The following is a 16,065-nucleotide window of genomic DNA, read 5'->3' as shown; positions in this document are numbered from 1 at the left end:
TTGGGAGTGGGTTGAGGTGTCCGACGTACTGCGGCTCAAGGAACAGCTGCACCAGGTCTCCATGGAGGCCAAGCAGGCAGCGGGTGGCCTGGCCGGATTCAAGCTCCGGTTCACGCAGCACAGTCAGCTGGTGGAGAGCCTGATCGCGGGGACCGCGACCGGCATCGACCGCGACATCACCGAGATCCTGGAGGCCGCGAGCAAGGCCGTCGAACAGGCCGCCGAGGCGCTGGAGATCGCGTCGGCCGGCTGCAAGAACTACGCCGACCAGATCTGACGCTCGAGTCAAAGTGCCGTCTGAGCTGCAGCGGGTTGCCCGCGGCCTGGTCGACTGTTTCGACGAGATCCCCCGGGTCGTCGACCAACTCCTGCGTACGGCGGCGCGCTGCCGGGAGAACGCACAGCTCGCGCTGATCGCATCCCGCGGCCAGGCAACGGTCGCCGCGCAGCAGCTCGACGCGGCGGCGCGTGCGTGTGAGGCCGCTGCACATTTCTTGTCGATGGCGCCGCCGAAGGCACGCGGCTGGGCCGAGGGCCTCGTCGGCGACGCCGGCCCGTCCACGAACCGCCCGTCATCCGACTCCGCCAACCGCAACAAGCCAACCAGCGGCACCGGCGGCACCGAGATCCGCACGAGACGCCTCACGGCGACGTACGAAGACCTGGAAGTTGCCGAAGACAACGAGCCGCCCCTGGTCACCGTCGCCCGCAAAGCCTTCGAGAAGTACCGCAAAGCCCACGAGAAGGACGCCGAAGAGCAGGACCGCGACGACAAGCCCCTCCTCGAACTCGAAATCACCATCACCGGAACCGGCGAGGTCATCTTCGAGGAACCGGACGAGAAGGAAGAGGAGAAACGCGCCGATCGCCTCGCCCGCGACTTCGAGATCGACCCCGACCTCACCGAAGCCGTGCAGCTCCTCCTCGACTCCACGACCGAGTCCGAAGACCAGCAATGGCAACACGCCACCTTCACCATCACCACAGACCAAATCGAAGCCACCTTCGACTATCCCGCGGAACCCCGGTTCCAGCCGATCGTGGTCGACATCGAGCTCCCGGGCTTGCCGGCGCCCGACGACCGCGACTTCGACCCAGCTTTCGACCCGCGCCCGCTCGAGGTGAACTTCGCTCCCGGCGTCATCGACCCGGACGGTGTTTTCGAGCCGAAGGAGCGAGCGATCGCGGACCGGCTCGCGGAGGAGGGATGGCGCGTCGACGCGAGGCCTGCGGATCACACCAGGGACAAGGTGCCGAACCCAGACAGTATGGTCCGGAAGACCAAGGACGCGGACGGCGTCGTCGTCGAGTTCAAGACACCGATCAGCGGGTCGGCCAACGCGATCAAACGGTGCATCCATCAGGCGACCGGGCAGGCGGGGGAGCGGAACGAGATCCTGATCGACGGCAGGTTGGTCGACCTGTCGGAGGATGTCGCTTGGAGAGCGTTCCGGAGAGCGTGTGGTCAGCCTGGCGGACGAGTCGCCGACGTCGTTCATGTCATCCTCGGTGACGGGCGTCTGATCACGTACACGAAGGAGAACTGATGTCGAACAGCGACACGATCTTTGTGGCCGCCGACGAGCCGCTGGACGCTCTGGCCGGGTGGATGGCTGACGCCCTGCAACTCGAACGCCTGGACGATCCGGAGTTGAAGGAGAACGAACACTTCTTCGGCGGACGCGCCCGGACCGTTGACGGACGGGTTCTGCTGTTCGTCGAGCCGAACTTCTACGGTGCATCCGACCCCGAACCCGAAGACGTCTCCGCGATCGATCGGTACACCGGAGCGGTTGACGTGCGCATCTCCGGATCGAGGAACGAGGAAGCGCGGGCGAAGGAGGCGCGCGCGGTCTTCGACGAACTGGCCGCAACGCAACCGCGGGTCGCCCTCGTGCTGGCCACCGCGATGTCATGGATCGTAGCGGCGTACCTCCCGGGCGCCGGCGTCCACACCTTCCCACCGGAGACGTCCCTCGACGTCGACGACATCGACACCTGGCGGGCCTGGGTCCGCGGCTGAGCGCGGTGGGCTGCCGTTGATGGGGAGTGGGAACACCCCGCAGGGGCGGTGAACAGGTTATTGCTTGTTCACCGGGCCTGGGAGGTGTTCCTCGGGGCCGTTGCCGTGGCGCCCTTCTTACGGGGTGTGAGATTTTTCTGGGGAGTCGCGTCATGATCATCCCGGTGGTCCGTCACTACCTGTGAACCCATCCCCACAGGGAAGTGGAAGTGATTGCCGTGCAGGGTTGTCATGCGAGGTCGCTGATGGGAACCGGCTCTACGCGGGGCCGGGTGTATTGAGATGCCTGACCGTGGTGATCCGCGCCCGGCTGCGGTCCGGGTGGAGCGTCGTCGGGTGAGGGTCTGGTTCGGGGACCATGTGGTCGCCGACTACCGGGCCGAAGCGGAGCTGGCCGAGCGGTACGCCGCGGCCATGTCGCGCAGGTTCGCCGGGTTGCGGGTGACCAGCGACCCGGTTCCGGACCACGATCCAGGACCGGAACGGAAGCTGCCGGGGGAACGGCTGTGGGAGGTAGCGCCGAAATGAGCTCCCGTCGCTTCCGTCTGATCCGTCATCAAGATGTCTCCGGTGTCAGCGGCACCGGACCCGTCGCCGAGGGTGTGCAGTTCACCGACGGCGCGGTCGCGCTCCGCTGGTACGGCGACTACCCGACCACGACCGTCTGGGACGGTATCGACTCCGTCGTCGCGATCCACGGGCACGGCGGCGCCACGACGGTCGAGTGGCTCGACCCCGAGAAGGGTCCCGATCCCGACCTCCAGCTGCCGCCCCGCGAGTCCCTCCCGCCCCGGCCGTGGCCGGACCTGCACTCGGCGCCCGAGCCGCAGGACCCCGACCCGCTGCACTCCGACCGCGATCTCGGGTCGTACGGCGCCGCGCCGCCGTCCACCTGGTCGTCGTACCGCTGAGGTCCCGATCCACCGGTGCCGGCTCACTCCTTCCCGGCACCGGTCACCTCGGTACGGCGTACGCCCGGGCGAGCCGGCGTACGCCGTACCTGAGGAACGAGGGCGTCTGAGGACCCCGCGCCTACTGCGCGGCACTCGGCGGGCACCTCGCCGCACTGGAGAAAAGGCCACGATGAAACCACATCGAGGCCTTCCCTCCAGCACGCCGAGGCGCTCCGCCGAGCACCTGCTCGCGACGGCGCGGGGTCCTCAGACGCCCTCTCACTCCATCGACGAGACCACGTCGAGGTTGTAGAACGTGCCGGGACCGTCGCACAACGCCATCATCTTCTCCGACATCTCGGTGGTGTCGGCACGTTGCGAGTTCTCCATCGCCGCCTCGTACGAGTCGAACTGGACGATCGCGAAGTAGCGCCCCGGCTCGTCGCGGTCGGCGCAGGTCAGACCGAGCGTCGGCGCCGGCCCGTCTCCGTCGGCCTCGCGTTTCGCGCGGAAGTCCTCCAGCAGCGCCGCGACCTCGTCCGGCTTGGACGTCCGGTACTCGATGATCTGAACGAAACCAGCCATCAATTCCCCCTGTTTCCGCAGGCACCCACCCCTGGGTGTCTTTCTGGTACGACAGTGCGCCCGGATCGCCTGCCTGGCAAGGGGACGGCGATTACGGTGACGTGACGAGGGCAACGAATCACACACGGGAGTTTCTGCCCTCGGCAGAGGCGTCTGGGAATTGTCGGCTGGGCCTGATTGGCTTGCCCGCATGGAGATTCTGATCCTCGGTGGTACGGCGTGGCTCGGTCGGGAGATCGCGACGCAGGCGATCGCCCGCGGGCACTCGGTGACCTGTGTGGCCCGTGGCGAGAGTGGCACGATTGCGGACGGCGCCACATTGGTCGCGGCCGATCGCAGCAGTCCGGACGCGTACGACGCGGTGCCTGCACAGGACTGGGACGCGGTGTTCGAGGTCTCGTGGCAGCCTGGTTTCGTGAAGGGCGCACTGGCCGCGTTCGGCGCCCGCGCCAAGCATTGGACGTACGTGTCCTCGTGCAATGCGTACGAGAAGTACGACACGCCCGGCGCGGACGAGACCGCGGCGCTGCGGGCGCCGGCCGCGGACGACGTCGTGAATCAGGAGTTGTACGGCGAGGCGAAGGTCGCGTGTGAGCTCGCGTCCCGCGAGGTGGTCGGGGACCGACTGGTGATCGCGCGCGCCGGGCTGATCGGTGGACCGGGGGACCGCAGCGATCGGGCGGGTGCGTGGGTCGCTCGGGCGGCGCGGGCGCCCGAAGAGCCGTTGCTGGTGCCCGACACGCCCGAGCTGGCGACGGCGGTGGTCGACGTACGGGACCTGGCCGGATGGCTGCTGGACAACGCGACCGAGGGGCGCACGGGGACGTTCGACACGTTCGGACCGGTGGTGCCGTTCGGCGAGTGGATCCAGTTGATGCGCGAGGTCGGCGGTCACACCGGGCCGGTGGTGCTCGCGCCGCGGGAGTGGCTGGAGGAGCAGAAGGTCGAGCAGTACATGGGGCCGGACTCGCTGGCGATGTGGCTGACCGAGCCGGGCTACGAGGGCTGGTCGTCGCGCAGCGGCGCGGCGGCGGTCGCGGCCGGCCTCGCCCACCGGTCCCGGCGGGAGTTCGTCGAGGACACCCTCGCCTGGGAGCGCGAGCTCGGCCTGGACCGCGAGCGCAAGGCAGGCCTCAGCCCGTCCAAGGAGAAGGAGTTGCTGGCAGCACTGAAGGCGTAGAGAGTGGGCGCATGCGCCTCGTGCTGATCTCGGACACTCACCTGCCGGTGCGGGCGAAGAAGCTGCCCGCGCCGGTCTGGGACGCAGTCGACGACGCCGACGTGGTCATCCACGCGGGTGACTGGGTGAGTGTCGGCCTGCTGGACGAGTTGGAGTCACGCGCGGCCCGGCTGGTGGGGTGCTGGGGCAACAACGACGGACCCGAGCTACGGGCGCGACTCCCCGAGGTGGCGCGGGTGACGCTCGACGGGTTGTCGGTCGCCGTGGTGCACGAGACCGGTCCGGCCAGGGGGCGTGAAGAACGCTGCGCGGCGGCGTACCCAGGGGTTGATCTGCTCGTGTTCGGGCACAGTCACATCCCGTGGGACACGACCGGCCCGGGTGGGCTCCGGCTGCTGAACCCGGGGTCGCCGACCGACCGGCGGCGGCAGCCGTACTGCACCTACCAGACCGCGACGATCACCGCCGGCCGCCTGGAACAGGTTGCCTTGCACAACCTTTAAGTTGCGTATCGCAACGACTGTTGCGGAGTGCAACGACTGCGGCCGGGCAGACGTGGACGGCGCCGTACCACCGAGTTACGGCGCACCACGACTGCCCGGCCGACTGTGTCGCCCGGGTCAGGCGTTAGCTGCTTCTTTGACCCGGGTCTTGAGGCGATCGCGGACCTCTTCCGGCGTGTACGCACGGCGCTTTCGCTCGCCCCGCGCGATCACGACGCCCGTCGCGGCGACGCCGACGAGTCCCGCAAGCCCTACCACCTTCCATACCTTCATGACGACTAACCTAGCGACGTGAACACCCGGATTTCACTGGATGACGCTACGGAACTGACACGAACAGGTGACATTTGGCTGTTCCGCGGTGGCAGCGCCGCCGATCGCGCCATCCAGCTGACCACCAACAGCCCTGTCAATCACGTCGGTATGGCGGTCGTCGTCGAGGACCTCCCGCCGCTGATGTGGCACGCGGAACTGGGTCGTTCGCTGCCGGACATGTGGACCGGCCAGCACCAGCGTGGTGCGCAGTTGCACAATCTGCGCGACGCGGTGCTGGTGTGGGCCCGCAAGTACGGTCAGCAAGCCTGGCTGCGGCAGCTCGATCACCCCGTCACACGGGAGATGGAGGACGCAGTACTGCGGACCGTCGCCCGGCTGGACGGTACGCCGTTCCCGTCGACTGCCCGGCTCGCATCGAGATGGGTCCGCGGGCGGGTGCCGGCGATTCGTCGCGGATCGCGCGAGCTCGAGCTGGAGTCGGCGTACTGCGCCGAGGTGGTCGCGGTGACGTACGAGGAAATGGGATTGCTGCGCGGGCGGAAGCTCAACTGGTACGACCCGGGGCGGTTCTGGAGCGGCGACGAACTCCAGCTGGCGCACGGAGCGCGGCTGGGCGAAGAGATCGAGGTCGACATTCCCTCCGATACCTGACGGATCCGAAACTGTCGGCGGCGTGTGATTGGGTTGTCTCAGTCGGTCAGCGAGCCGGAGGAGGCCTGGATGTACGCGGTTATCGACACCGAGACGACCGGTCTACTGCCGACCCATCGGCATCGGATCATCGAGATCGCCGTCGTGCTGCTGGACGCGCGCGGGCGGGTCGAGCGCGAGTGGGTGACGTTGCTGAATCCCCAACGCGACTTGGGCCCGCAGCACATCCACGGGATCCTCACCGCCGACGTGCTGGCGGCGCCGGAGTTCCGCGACATCGCGCGGCAGCTGGGGGAGTTGCTCGCGGGACGGATGGTTGTCGGGCACAACGTCGAGTTCGATCTCGGATTTCTGCGGGCCGAATTCGCTCGGCTCGGGGTCACCGTTCCGCTGATCACCGAGCGGTCGATGTGCACGATGGCGCTGGCCGGGTACCTGCATCCGGGGGCCAAACGGACGCTCGGTGCGTGCTGCGCGGCGGCCGGGATCTCGATCGAGGGCTGGCATTCGGCGCTGGCCGACACGCGGGCGACAGCCGAGTTGTTCGCCCAATACCTGGGGGCATTCGCGGCGCCGCCACCCTGGCAGTGGGCTTACGAAGAGGTACGGCGGTTGCCCTGGCCGGACCTGCCGGGCACGGACATCGCGCCGACTGTGCGACCCGTGCATGCCGGTGGACGACACGGCTGGATGAGCCGACTGGTCGACCAGCTGCCGCGCGTCCCGGAGCCGCCGCAGGCCGACTCGTATCTCGTTCTGCTCGACACGATCCTCGCCAACCGCGAGATCACGGCCGCAGACGCGGACCAACTGGTGCAGGTGGCAACCGACCTGGGCATGACCCGCCCACAGGTCGACCACCTCCATCGGTGGTACGTGTCCGCGCTGGCGACCGCGTCGTGGGGGACCGGCGAGATCTCACCCGACCAGCGCAGCGATCTCGACCAGGTGGCAGTGATGCTCGGGCAGCGTGTGTCCGACGTCGACGAGACGCTGCTCCGCGTGAGCGCCGGGCGGTACGTCGTACCGGATCGTCCTGGTGCACGTGGGTATCCGCCGGGGAGCTCACTGGTGTTCACCGGGGACATGGTCGAGCCGCGCGAGGTGTGGTGGGACCGGGCCGTGGCGGCCGGGTTCGTGCCCCAGGAGGCGGTCCGCCCGGACACCACGTTCGTGGTCGCCGCTGACGTGGACAGCCTGTCGGTCAAGGCCCGCGCGGCCCGCGAGTTCAACGTGCCGATCATCTCCGCCGACGACTTCCGCCGCCTCCTTCCGGCCGAGGAGCGAAGGGCGGGCTAGGGTTCCTGACGTGGAGCTTGAGGAACTGGGCCGGCGCATCTACTCGACAGCTCACCTGACCGGGGAGTTCGTCCTGCGGTCGGGGCAGACGACCGACGAGTACTTCGACAAGTACCGGTTCGAGGCCGACCCGGTGTTGCTGGATGCGATCGCCGAGGCGATGGTTCGACTCGTGCCCGCGGGCACCGAGGTGCTGGCCGGTCTGGAGATGGGCGGGATTCCGGTCGTGACCGCGCTGGCGCGTCATACCGGGTTGCCGTGCGCGTTCGTCCGCAAGCAGGCGAAGCCGTACGGGACCCGCCGGCTGGCCGAAGGAGCCGAGACCGCTGGACGACGGGTGACCATCGTCGAGGACGTGGTCACCACGGGCGGCCAGATCGTGCTGTCCACCACCGAGCTCCGCGCGCTGGGCGCCGAGATCACCGATGCCCTGTGCGTCATCAATCGCAACCCGGACACCCCGGCCCCGCTGACGACAGCCGGTCTGACCCTGCACGCGCTCCTCACGACCGAAGACCTCACACCGACGGTCTGAGTCAGCCTCGCCACTCGCGCGGGGTGATGCCGTAAGCCCGGCGGAAGCGGCGTGTGAAGTGGGTCGCGTCGTCGAATCCCCAGCGTGCCGCGATGACCGCGATCGGGAGGTGCCTGCTCGCCGGGTCGGCGAGTTGACGCGCGGCACCCTGCAGCCGTTCGGTGATCAGCCATTGTTCGAGGCTGCGGTGATGGTCGGCGAACAGCTTGTACAGGTACCGGACCGACACGTTGTGGGCCGCCGCGATCTGCGCGGGACCGAGCGCCGGATCCCTGAGATGCCTGCGCACGTACCAGGTGATGCGCGAGAACAGCACGTCGGCCATCGCCGGCGGCCCGGTGTCGTCGTCCGCGGCCGATGTCAGCAGCGCACGGACGAGTTGCGTGGTGGACTCGCCGATCATCCCGGCCGACGGTGTGTCGTGCAACGACTCGAGGATCCCCGGCAGGGCGGTGAGATGGTTCAGGACGAGGTCGTACACCGGGCTGCTCGGCAGTCGTGAAGCCGCCGCGCGGATCGTCTCGACGCTGAGCCCGAGGTCGGCGTAGTCGATCTGGAACGCCTGCGACGCGCCGCGTCCGGTCCAGGCGAAGTCGTACGGCGCGGTCAGGTCGACCAGCATGAGCTCACCGGTCCGGACGCGCCGATCACGGCCGCCCTGGCTGAACACGCTCGATCCGGTCACCTGCACCGCGAGAGCCAGTCGCTCCGGACCCCCGATGCGGACATGCTTCGGCGTCCGGACGAGACGGATCCCGGAGCCCTCGTTGCGGAACAGGTCCGGCGTCCCGAGCTGCCAGAAGTCCATCCGGGCGTGGACGTCGCCGTCCGGATCCTCGTGCTCGACGCGCGACGGCACGCTCGCCGACATCATCGCCGCGTAGAACGCCTCGGCCCGGTCCCGCGGCGGCAGCACGGCCGTATCGAGCAGCATGGTCATCGCGCCCCCCTTCCCCCTTGGATCTGGAGGGCGAACTGTGCACACACAGCCCAGATCCGTGCAGGCAGATCCTACCGAGCGCGACGTTTCGGCAACTACGGTTTTCGGAAATCTCGCGGGAGGGAAGGGACGAGATCATGCCTGCTGACACCATCGTGCTGGTGCACGGTTTCTGGGTGACGCCACGGAGCTGGGAGCACTGGATCAGCCACTACGAAGCGCGTGGGTTCCGTGTGCTGGCACCGTCGTACCCAGGGTTCGAGGTCGAGGTGGAGGCGTTGAACGCCGACCCGGAGCCGATCCTGAAGGTGACCGTGCCGGCCATCATCGAGCACATCGAGTCGGTGATCCGCGAACTCGACCAGCCGCCGATCATCATCGGTCACTCGGCCGGTGGGGCGTTCACCCAGATCCTGCTCGACCACGGCTTCGGCGCGGCCGGTGTCGCGATGAACTCGGCGCCGACCGAAGGCGTCCGGGTGGTGCCGTTCTCGCAGGTGAAGTCGACCTTCCCGGTCCTGAAGAGCCCGGCGAACCGGCACAAGGCGATCCCGCTGTCGTTCGACGAGTGGAAGTACGCGTTCACGAACACGTTCGACGACGACGAGGCCCGGGCGCTGTACGAGCGCTACGCCATCCCGGCGAACGGCGGGATCCTGTGGGGCAGTGTGCTGGCGAACTTCCAGCCCGGTCACCAGGACACGTGGGTCGACTACCACAACGACGCCCGGGCGCCGCTGCTGTTCGTCTCCGGCTCCGAGGACCACATCATGCCGCCCGAGATCCAGCGGTCCAACGCCAAGCACTACAAGTCGAACACGATCACCGAGATCCGTGAGTACGACGGTTACGCGCACCTTCTGCCGGCGCAGCAGGGGTGGCAGCAGATCGCGGACGATGTCCTCGACTGGGCTGTGCAGCACGCGTCGTGAGCGAGGCGCGGATCACCCATATCGGCGGTCCGACGACGTTGATCGAGGTCGACGGCTGGCGGCTGCTCACCGATCCGACGTTCGATCCACCGGGCCGGCGCTACGCGTTCGGCTGGGGCTCGGCGTCCCGAAAGCTGGCGGGGCCGGCGGTCGCGGTCGACGAGTTGCCGCCGATCGACGCTGTACTGCTCACGCACGACCAGCACGCGGACAACCTGGATGATGCCGGCCGGGCCTTGCTGCCGTCGGTCGGCGCGGTGGTCACGACGTTCACCGGCGCCGCACGGCTCGGACGCGGTGCCGTTGGGCTGCGGCCGTGGTCCGTCCACACTCTGCGGCAGCGTGGCCGGCCGCCACTGGAGATCACCGCCACGCCGTGCCGGCACGGGCCGCCGCTCAGTCGTCGGATCACCGGCGATGTCATCGGCTTCGCGCTGCGCTGGCCCGGGCAGCAGCACGGCGTCCTGTGGATCACCGGTGACTCGGTGCTGTACGACGGACTGCGGAAGGTCGGCGCGCGGTTCGAGGTCGGCACGATGCTGCTGCATCTCGGGGGCGTGCAGTTCGGGGTCAGCGGCCCGCTGCGGTACACGATGACCGGGGCCGACGGCGTCGAGCTGTGTTCGCTGCTCACGCCGCGCACGGTCGTCCCGGTGCACTACGAGGGCTGGAGCCACTTCCGCCAGGGACGGGACGGGATCGAGGCGGCCTTCGCGGCTGCGGGGCCGGAGCTCAGCTGGCTCGATCCCGGGAAGCCGGCCACGGTGCCGATCTGATCACTCCGTTTCGGAGACCTCCTCGATCTCGAAGCGGAGTTGTTTGCCGGAGCGGATGCGTTCGATCGCGGACAGGCAGGCGTCGTCGCTCATCTGTACGCCGATCTCGCCGAGCTTGTGGCGCAGCACCCGGGCCGCGTCCTCGGCGGAACGGGCGCTGGACTCGTTGATCGCCTCGATCGTGGTGGCGGTGAGCCGCTCGCGAATGTCCGGGTGCGTCTGGTGGATCTCGTGAGTGATCCGGAAGTCGGTCATCGCGCTCTCCCTGGTGCTCCGCGGGCCGAATGTGCACCACCAGGGTAAGGCCCTGTCCGGTGATCCATCGCCTACTGCGGGGCACTCGGCACGGCACCTCGCCGCACGGGTGCAAAGGCCACGATGCTCCGCATCGAGACCTTCGCTCCCGCACGCCGAGCCACCGCACCGAGCACCTCCTCGTGACGGCGCTGGATCACCGGACAGGACCTAGTGCGCCGGACGTCAGGCGAGGACGCGCTGAACGAAACTCTCCAGGCGAGTCGCGAGGCGTTTCGCCCGGACGTCCGGGCCGGCGGTTTCGCCCTGCGGCAGGTCGAGCTCCTTCAGGCCGCGGATGTACAGCGAGCAGGCCAGGTCGGCGCAGATATACATGCCGACCGTGTTCCCCTCCCGCCCGGCCGAACCCGCGCGCCGGGCCACGAACAGCGCGACGTCGCTGACGTGATGTGCGGTGTTGCACAGGTCGCACAGTCCGGCGAACCGGCGCGCGGCGCCCGACGTCTGGGTGCTGACCGCGATCCCGGTGACGCCGGCGTCCCGCCGTACGACGAGGTAGCCGCGGTTCGGCGCCTTGCCGTCCCGCCAGCCGAGGAAGTCCAGCGACTCCCAGGCCAGCTCGGTGAACCTGGGCGGCAACGCCATCGCCTTGACCTGGCTCTTGGACGAATTGACGAACGAGCGCCTGATGTCCTCGGCGCTGAGCGGTTCCACGACGGTCCTCCGATCTTCGACCACCCATGAGACAAGCCCGGCCCGGCCCCGCGCAACCGGTTAACTCCGTTGCTGCAGGCAACGGCCCTGCCTGTCCATTGCCCGGTGGGATCGCGTCCACGACTCGGACACGCCGGGTGGGGAGTGGACTTCTGAGCGTTAAGGGTGAACTCTGTACTATCTAAACTTCAACTATCTTTCTGGAGGAATCCGCGATGTCCAGCGAGTACGCCGCGCTCAGCGGTGACTACACCCTCGACGCCTCCCACACCCGGATCGGCTTCAGCGCCCGGCATGCGATGGTGACCAAGGTTCGGGGCGCGTTCGACGAGTTCGAGGGCTCGTTCCACATCGACGGCGAGAACCCGGCGAACTCGTCCGGGAAGGTGACGATCCAGGCGAAGAGCATCAACACCCGCAACAGCCAGCGCGACGAGCACCTGCGCAGCAACGACTTCCTCGCGATGGACGAGAACCCGGAGATCACCTTCGTGTCGACCGCGGTCAAGGCGGCCGGCGACGCCGAGTTCGTGGTGACCGGCGACCTGTCGATCCGCGGCATCACCAAGTCCGTCGACGTCACCTTCGAGTACACCGGGACGGCGACGGACCCGTTCGGCAACGAGCGGGTGGGTCTGGAGGGCTCGGTCGTGATCAACCGCAAGGACTTCGGCGTCAGCTGGAACGCGGCGCTCGAGGGCGGCGGCGTACTCGTCAGCGAGAAGGTCACGCTGGAGCTCGAGGTCTCGGCGATCAAGAAAGCCTGACAGCGAAAAGGCGGTGGGGGCGTCGGACACCGCATGAGGTGTTCGACGCCCCCGCCGCGCGTCAGGCGTGGCGGGTCGTTTGCTGGAGGAGGGACTCGACGGCCTGGCGAAGTTCGGTGTCGTGATGCGGACCGGACCAGACCAGGATGCGGCCCTTGTCGCCGAGCTTGGTGCTGATCAGGTCGCGGGCCGGCGTGGGGTCACCCTGGTTCACGAGGACGACGAGTCGCCGGCCATCGCGCTGCAGCCGGTCGAGCAGTGGCGGGAGTGTCGAGCCGCGGAACAGGCCGGGGTCGCTCTTGACCTTGGTCTCGATCATCACGCCGCGGCCGCGGACCACCAGCAGGAAGTCGGCACGGTCCCGGGTGAACTCGCGATCGTGATAGATCCGCGCCTTCGGCCACAGGCGTTGCAGGGCGGCGTCGACGTCGGCGTCGTACTGCGCCGCGAGCCGGCTGACCTTGGAACTGGTACCGCGCGGCCGGAAGGATTCCGGCGTACGGCGACCTCCTGGCACGCCGCCGAACCACGTCGGCAGCCAACGTCGCAAACTCGTGTCGATCATCGGTGGACCCCTCGACCTAGCCGGCACTCACGGGTGAGTTTGCCCGGGTCTACTCGGCGGAATCGGGTGGCCACGGAATCGTGATCCCACCGCCACAAATCCGAGGTGTTCGGGGTGCGGCCGAGGGTTCAGCAGGCGTTCGGGGTGGTGGTGCCGCCGTCGACGATCCAGCGGGACTGCTGGTTGAGGACGCGCATCTGGTCGAGCCAGCGGGTCGGGGTGGTGTTCGGGAGTACGCCGCGACCGCGGACGTTGACGGTGCGGGCCGAGGACGTGTCGTAGCACGCGCTGACGATGACCCCGTTCGCCGCCAGCGTGCGCTTGGCCCACAGCACCTTGGTGTTGCCGGTGTTGCGCAGTTTGTGGGTCCGGAAGTACTTCGCCTGCGCGCTGATCGCCTGGAACATCGCCGGCGTCATCACCGGCTCCAGCTGCTTGGTCTTGCCGCCGCCGCTGCGCATCATCACGTCGAGCGCGACGCGGTACGAGTAGTACGCGTTCAGCACGGGGTCGTCGGTGCCGACCGCCTCGTCGGTGGTCGTGGTCCGGGCCGCCTTGTGCGCCGGTGGAGCCGCCGCGGCGACATTGCTGTCGGCCTCGTTCCCGCAGCCGGGGAGCAGCAAAACCGGGGTCAGCGTGGCGGTCACAGCCAGGTTCCGCATGCGCATGGTGTCCGAGTACCTCCTGTTGGACTCACCGCTCGTGCCGCCGATGGCGTAGCACACCGTTCGGCACTGACCGTGTAACGCCGGGACACGCATCGTGGTCACTGTGACCTGGATCACAGGCGATCCCTACCGGGGTACTGGTCCCGGATTGGCTCCGCGGCTGGAGGTGCGGCCGCCCGCGAATTCCTAGCCTCGATCTCAGGAGGTGGAGAGTGGCGATCACGGTCTTGGTGGTTGACGACCAGGAGATGGTGCGGGCCGGGTTCAGTGCGCTGCTCGATGCGCAGCCCGACATCGAGGTGGTCGGACAGGCCGGCGACGGTGCGCGGGCTGTCGAGCTGACGCGCTGCTGGCGCCGTCTGTCACTCGACGCCTGGTAGAGGACTTCGCTCGCGCGCAGCCCGTCGAACCGGCCACACCGGCCCGTCTGACGCCGCGAGAGACCGACGTACTGCGGCTGGTCGCACGTGGACTGTCCAATCGGCAGATCGCCGACGAACTGGTGGTGGCCGAGCAGACCGTGAAGACGCACGTCAGCAACATCCTGACCAAGCTGGACCTCCGTGACCGTGCACAGGCCGTCGTTTACGCGTATGAGGCAGGTGTAGTGATCCCTGGTCCGCGACACTGAGTAGATGGACGTTCTGGAACAAGTACGCAGCCTGTGCCTCGCACTGCCCGAGGTGACCGAGCGGCCGAGTCATGGTGAGCCGACCTGGTTCGTCCGCGACAAGAAGACCTTCGTGATGTACGCCGACCACCACCACGACGACCGCCTCGGCGTGTGGATGGCCGCGCCACCCGGTGTGCAGGAGTCGCTGGTCGCGGACGACCCCGAGCACTTCTTCCGGCCGCCGTACGTCGGTCACCGTGGTTGGCTCGGCGTGTACCTGGACGTCGACGTGGACTGGGACCACTTCGAGGACCTGGTGGAGAACGCCTTCCGGCAGATCGCCCCGAAGACCCTGATCGCCCGGCTGGACGAGGTCTAACCGTTCTATAGGGTTACGTGGGTGCACATGGGTGAGGGTGGGCCGGTTGGTCAGAAGCTGGCGATTGCGCTGGCATTCGGGAGTTCGGCCGCCGTCATGGTGCTGGAGCTCGTTTCACTGCGGCTGGTGGCGCCGTACATCGGCCTGACGCTCGAGACGAACACTGCGGTCATCGGAGTCGCGCTGGCGGCGATCGCGACCGGTGCGGCGCTCGGTGGCCGCTTCGCGGACGTGGCACCGCCGCAGCGGACGCTCGGCCCGCTGTTCCTGCTCGCCGGGGCACTGGTGATGCTGGTCCTCCCAGTGGTCCGCTGGATGGGCGAAGCGCTCCGGGGCGGCGCGAGCGAGCTGGTGTTCCTGGTCCTCGCCGTCACGCTGTTCGCGCCCGCATCCCTCCTGGCAGCCGTCACACCGATGGTGACGAAGCTACGACTGGACACGCTGGCGCAGACCGGCACCGTCGTCGGCCGGCTGTCTGCGTACGCCACGGTCGGCGGCATTGTCGGCACTGTGCTGACCGGGTTCGTGTTCGTGGCGACTGTTCCGATCAGCACGATCGTCCTGACCCTGGGCGCCGCACTGGTGGTCGTCGGCGCCGCGCTGACCTTCTTGTTGCGTGGTGTGCAGGCAGCGGTGAAGCCGGTCGCTCTCGCGGTCGTCGGCGCCACGCTGACCATCGTCGCGCCAAGGCCCTGTGAGGTCGAGACGGCGTACCACTGCGCTCGTATCGTCGCGGACCCGAACCGGGAGAGCGGGCGGACGCTGTACCTCGACTCGGCGCGGCACTCGTACGTCGACCTCAAGGACCCGACCTACCTGGAGTTCGAGTACATCAAGAGCTTCGCGGCCGCGATCAACGGCACCTGGGCCGAAAAACAGCCGCTGAACGCACTGCACGTCGGCGGTGGCGGTCTGACCATGACGCGGTACGTGACAGCGACCCGGCCCGGCAGCAAGCACCAGGTGTACGAGATCGACCCAGCCGTCGTGGAGCTCGACAAGCGGGAGCTTGGCGTCCAGACGGGTCCGGATCTGGCGGTGACGGTGCAGGACGGCCGGCTCGGCGTACGGGACGAGGAGACCGACAGCCGGGACCTGGTCCTGATGGACGCGTTCAGCGGGCTCTCCGTGCCCTGGCACCTCACGACTCGCGAGCTGGTGGCCGACGTACGACGAGTGCTGCGACCGGACGGGCTCTACCTGGTCAACGTCATCGACTACGGCGCGGCCAAGTTCGCGAAGGCCGAGATCAAGACTGTGCAGGCAGTGTTTCCGTACGTCGCGGTGATCGCGCGCAAGAACGAGCTGTCCGGCCACAGCGGTGGGAACTTCGTGGTGGCGGCGTCCGACAAGCCCATCGACGTACCGGCGATCGTGGGCCAGCTCGAACCGTCGATGGACGTCCTCGACCGGCCGGACGGCTTCGTCGGCGACGCCCCGGTGCTGACCGACGACTACGCGCCCGTCGACCAGTTGCTCACGCCGTACAGCGGCTGACCGTCTTGTGGTTG

The 16,065-nt window shown here is 68.2% G+C and carries 22 protein-coding genes and 1 pseudogene; 16 read left to right on the top strand and 7 right to left on the bottom strand.

The genetic code is table 11. The features are described from left to right. Positions 1-16: 16 nt before the first annotated feature. The 5 genes from ACLJOO_RS40415 (at position 17) to ACLJOO_RS40395 (ending at position 2,934) form a co-directional block, all read left to right on the top strand. The gene (locus ACLJOO_RS40415; protein WP_130388988.1) at positions 17-277 is read left to right on the top strand and encodes a hypothetical protein; all 261 of its coding nucleotides are present in this window, start codon (positions 17-19) and stop codon (positions 275-277) included. 13 nt (positions 278-290) lie between these two features. Next, positions 291-1,547 carry a hypothetical protein gene (locus ACLJOO_RS40410; RefSeq protein WP_410793380.1) on the top strand — a complete coding sequence of 419 codons (1,257 nt, stop codon included), beginning with the start codon at positions 291-293 and terminating at the stop codon, positions 1,545-1,547. Then, complete coding sequence (locus ACLJOO_RS40405; protein ID WP_410793378.1) at positions 1,547-2,023, top strand: hypothetical protein; 477 nt, start codon at positions 1,547-1,549, stop codon at positions 2,021-2,023. The genes ACLJOO_RS40410 and ACLJOO_RS40405 overlap by 1 nt, the downstream gene beginning before the upstream one ends. A 282-nt stretch (positions 2,024-2,305) precedes the next feature. Further along, positions 2,306-2,551: a hypothetical protein gene (locus ACLJOO_RS40400; protein ID WP_410793376.1), complete on the top strand. Its 246-nt coding sequence runs from the start codon at positions 2,306-2,308 to the stop codon at positions 2,549-2,551. Continuing rightward, positions 2,548-2,934, top strand: coding sequence for a hypothetical protein (locus ACLJOO_RS40395; protein WP_410793375.1), 387 nt, complete (start codon positions 2,548-2,550; stop codon positions 2,932-2,934). Before ACLJOO_RS40400 ends, ACLJOO_RS40395 begins: the two co-directional genes overlap by 4 nt. A gap of 261 nt (positions 2,935-3,195) precedes the next feature. Here the strand turns inward: ACLJOO_RS40395 and ACLJOO_RS40390 are convergent, their stop codons facing one another. Next, a complete protein-coding gene (locus ACLJOO_RS40390) occupies positions 3,196-3,501 on the bottom strand; it encodes a hypothetical protein (protein WP_410793374.1) in 306 nt (101 codons plus the stop codon). Between the two features lie 190 nt (positions 3,502-3,691). Between ACLJOO_RS40390 and ACLJOO_RS40385 the strand changes: the two genes are divergently transcribed. Beyond that, positions 3,692-4,681, top strand: a complete 990-nt coding sequence (locus ACLJOO_RS40385) for an oxidoreductase (RefSeq protein ID WP_410793372.1) — start codon at positions 3,692-3,694, stop codon at positions 4,679-4,681. Between the two features lie 11 nt (positions 4,682-4,692). After that, positions 4,693-5,184, top strand: a complete 492-nt coding sequence (locus ACLJOO_RS40380) for a metallophosphoesterase family protein (RefSeq protein WP_410793371.1) — start codon at positions 4,693-4,695, stop codon at positions 5,182-5,184. Between the two features lie 117 nt (positions 5,185-5,301). On the opposite strand, the gene ACLJOO_RS40375 is transcribed toward ACLJOO_RS40380, so the two are convergent. After that, complete coding sequence (locus ACLJOO_RS40375; protein ID WP_165546543.1) at positions 5,302-5,457, bottom strand: hypothetical protein; 156 nt, start codon at positions 5,455-5,457, stop codon at positions 5,302-5,304. Between the two features lie 18 nt (positions 5,458-5,475). On the opposite strand from ACLJOO_RS40375, the gene ACLJOO_RS40370 reads away from it, so the two are divergent. The 3 genes from ACLJOO_RS40370 (at position 5,476) to ACLJOO_RS40360 (ending at position 7,945) form a co-directional block, all read left to right on the top strand. Next, entirely contained in the window at positions 5,476-6,111 is a 636-nt protein-coding gene (locus tag ACLJOO_RS40370) for a hypothetical protein (RefSeq protein WP_410793369.1), read from the top strand. Between the two features lie 69 nt (positions 6,112-6,180). Further along, positions 6,181-7,410 carry an exonuclease domain-containing protein gene (locus tag ACLJOO_RS40365; RefSeq protein ID WP_410793367.1) on the top strand — a complete coding sequence of 410 codons (1,230 nt, stop codon included), beginning with the start codon at positions 6,181-6,183 and terminating at the stop codon, positions 7,408-7,410. Between the two features lie 10 nt (positions 7,411-7,420). Continuing rightward, positions 7,421-7,945 carry an orotate phosphoribosyltransferase gene (locus ACLJOO_RS40360; RefSeq protein ID WP_410793365.1) on the top strand — a complete coding sequence of 175 codons (525 nt, stop codon included), beginning with the start codon at positions 7,421-7,423 and terminating at the stop codon, positions 7,943-7,945. Between the two features lies 1 nt (position 7,946). On the opposite strand, the gene ACLJOO_RS40355 is transcribed toward ACLJOO_RS40360, so the two are convergent. Then, positions 7,947-8,885, bottom strand: a complete 939-nt coding sequence (locus ACLJOO_RS40355; RefSeq protein WP_410793363.1) for a helix-turn-helix domain-containing protein — start codon at positions 8,883-8,885, stop codon at positions 7,947-7,949. A 137-nt stretch (positions 8,886-9,022) separates the two neighbouring features. On the opposite strand from ACLJOO_RS40355, the gene ACLJOO_RS40350 reads away from it, so the two are divergent. Both ACLJOO_RS40350 and ACLJOO_RS40345 read left to right on the top strand, forming a co-directional pair. Continuing rightward, positions 9,023-9,817, top strand: coding sequence for an alpha/beta hydrolase (locus ACLJOO_RS40350; protein ID WP_410793362.1), 795 nt, complete (start codon positions 9,023-9,025; stop codon positions 9,815-9,817). Next, positions 9,814-10,593: an MBL fold metallo-hydrolase gene (locus tag ACLJOO_RS40345; RefSeq protein WP_410793361.1), complete on the top strand. Its 780-nt coding sequence runs from the start codon at positions 9,814-9,816 to the stop codon at positions 10,591-10,593. Before ACLJOO_RS40350 ends, ACLJOO_RS40345 begins: the two co-directional genes overlap by 4 nt. On the opposite strand, the gene ACLJOO_RS40340 is transcribed toward ACLJOO_RS40345, so the two are convergent. Continuing rightward, positions 10,594-10,848: a hypothetical protein gene (locus ACLJOO_RS40340; protein WP_410793360.1), complete on the bottom strand. Its 255-nt coding sequence runs from the start codon at positions 10,846-10,848 to the stop codon at positions 10,594-10,596. Positions 10,849-11,073: 225 nt separating this feature from the next. Beyond that, positions 11,074-11,562, bottom strand: a complete 489-nt coding sequence (locus tag ACLJOO_RS40335; RefSeq protein ID WP_410793359.1) for an FBP domain-containing protein — start codon at positions 11,560-11,562, stop codon at positions 11,074-11,076. Positions 11,563-11,777: 215 nt separating this feature from the next. Here ACLJOO_RS40335 and ACLJOO_RS40330 point away from each other — a divergent pair, with 215 nt between their 5' ends. Next, entirely contained in the window at positions 11,778-12,329 is a 552-nt protein-coding gene (locus ACLJOO_RS40330) for a YceI family protein (RefSeq protein WP_410793357.1), read from the top strand. Positions 12,330-12,390: 61 nt separating this feature from the next. On the opposite strand, the gene ACLJOO_RS40325 is transcribed toward ACLJOO_RS40330, so the two are convergent. Together ACLJOO_RS40325 and ACLJOO_RS40320 are read right to left on the bottom strand one after the other, a co-directional pair. Beyond that, complete coding sequence (locus tag ACLJOO_RS40325; protein ID WP_410793355.1) at positions 12,391-12,894, bottom strand: hypothetical protein; 504 nt, start codon at positions 12,892-12,894, stop codon at positions 12,391-12,393. Between the two features lie 128 nt (positions 12,895-13,022). Then, positions 13,023-13,562: a hypothetical protein gene (locus ACLJOO_RS40320; RefSeq protein ID WP_410793354.1), complete on the bottom strand. Its 540-nt coding sequence runs from the start codon at positions 13,560-13,562 to the stop codon at positions 13,023-13,025. Positions 13,563-13,810: 248 nt separating this feature from the next. Here ACLJOO_RS40320 and ACLJOO_RS40315 point away from each other — a divergent pair. The 3 genes and pseudogenes from ACLJOO_RS40315 to ACLJOO_RS40305 all read left to right on the top strand — a co-directional run bounded on the left by ACLJOO_RS40315 (position 13,811) and on the right by ACLJOO_RS40305 (position 16,051). Then, a pseudogene (locus ACLJOO_RS40315) lies at positions 13,811-14,193 on the top strand (response regulator transcription factor). Between the two features lie 4 nt (positions 14,194-14,197). Beyond that, complete coding sequence (locus tag ACLJOO_RS40310) at positions 14,198-14,554, top strand: MmcQ/YjbR family DNA-binding protein (RefSeq protein ID WP_410793352.1); 357 nt, start codon at positions 14,198-14,200, stop codon at positions 14,552-14,554. Positions 14,555-14,581: 27 nt separating this feature from the next. Then, entirely contained in the window at positions 14,582-16,051 is a 1,470-nt protein-coding gene (locus tag ACLJOO_RS40305) for a fused MFS/spermidine synthase (RefSeq protein WP_410793554.1), read from the top strand. Positions 16,052-16,065: the final 14 nt, after the last annotated feature.

Source organism: Kribbella sp. C-35, assembly GCF_046549195.1.
Classification (GTDB): Bacteria; Actinomycetota; Actinomycetes; order Propionibacteriales; family Kribbellaceae; genus Kribbella.
Note: the sequence above shows the minus strand (reverse complement) of the source record. Positions and strands in the feature narration are given on the sequence as shown.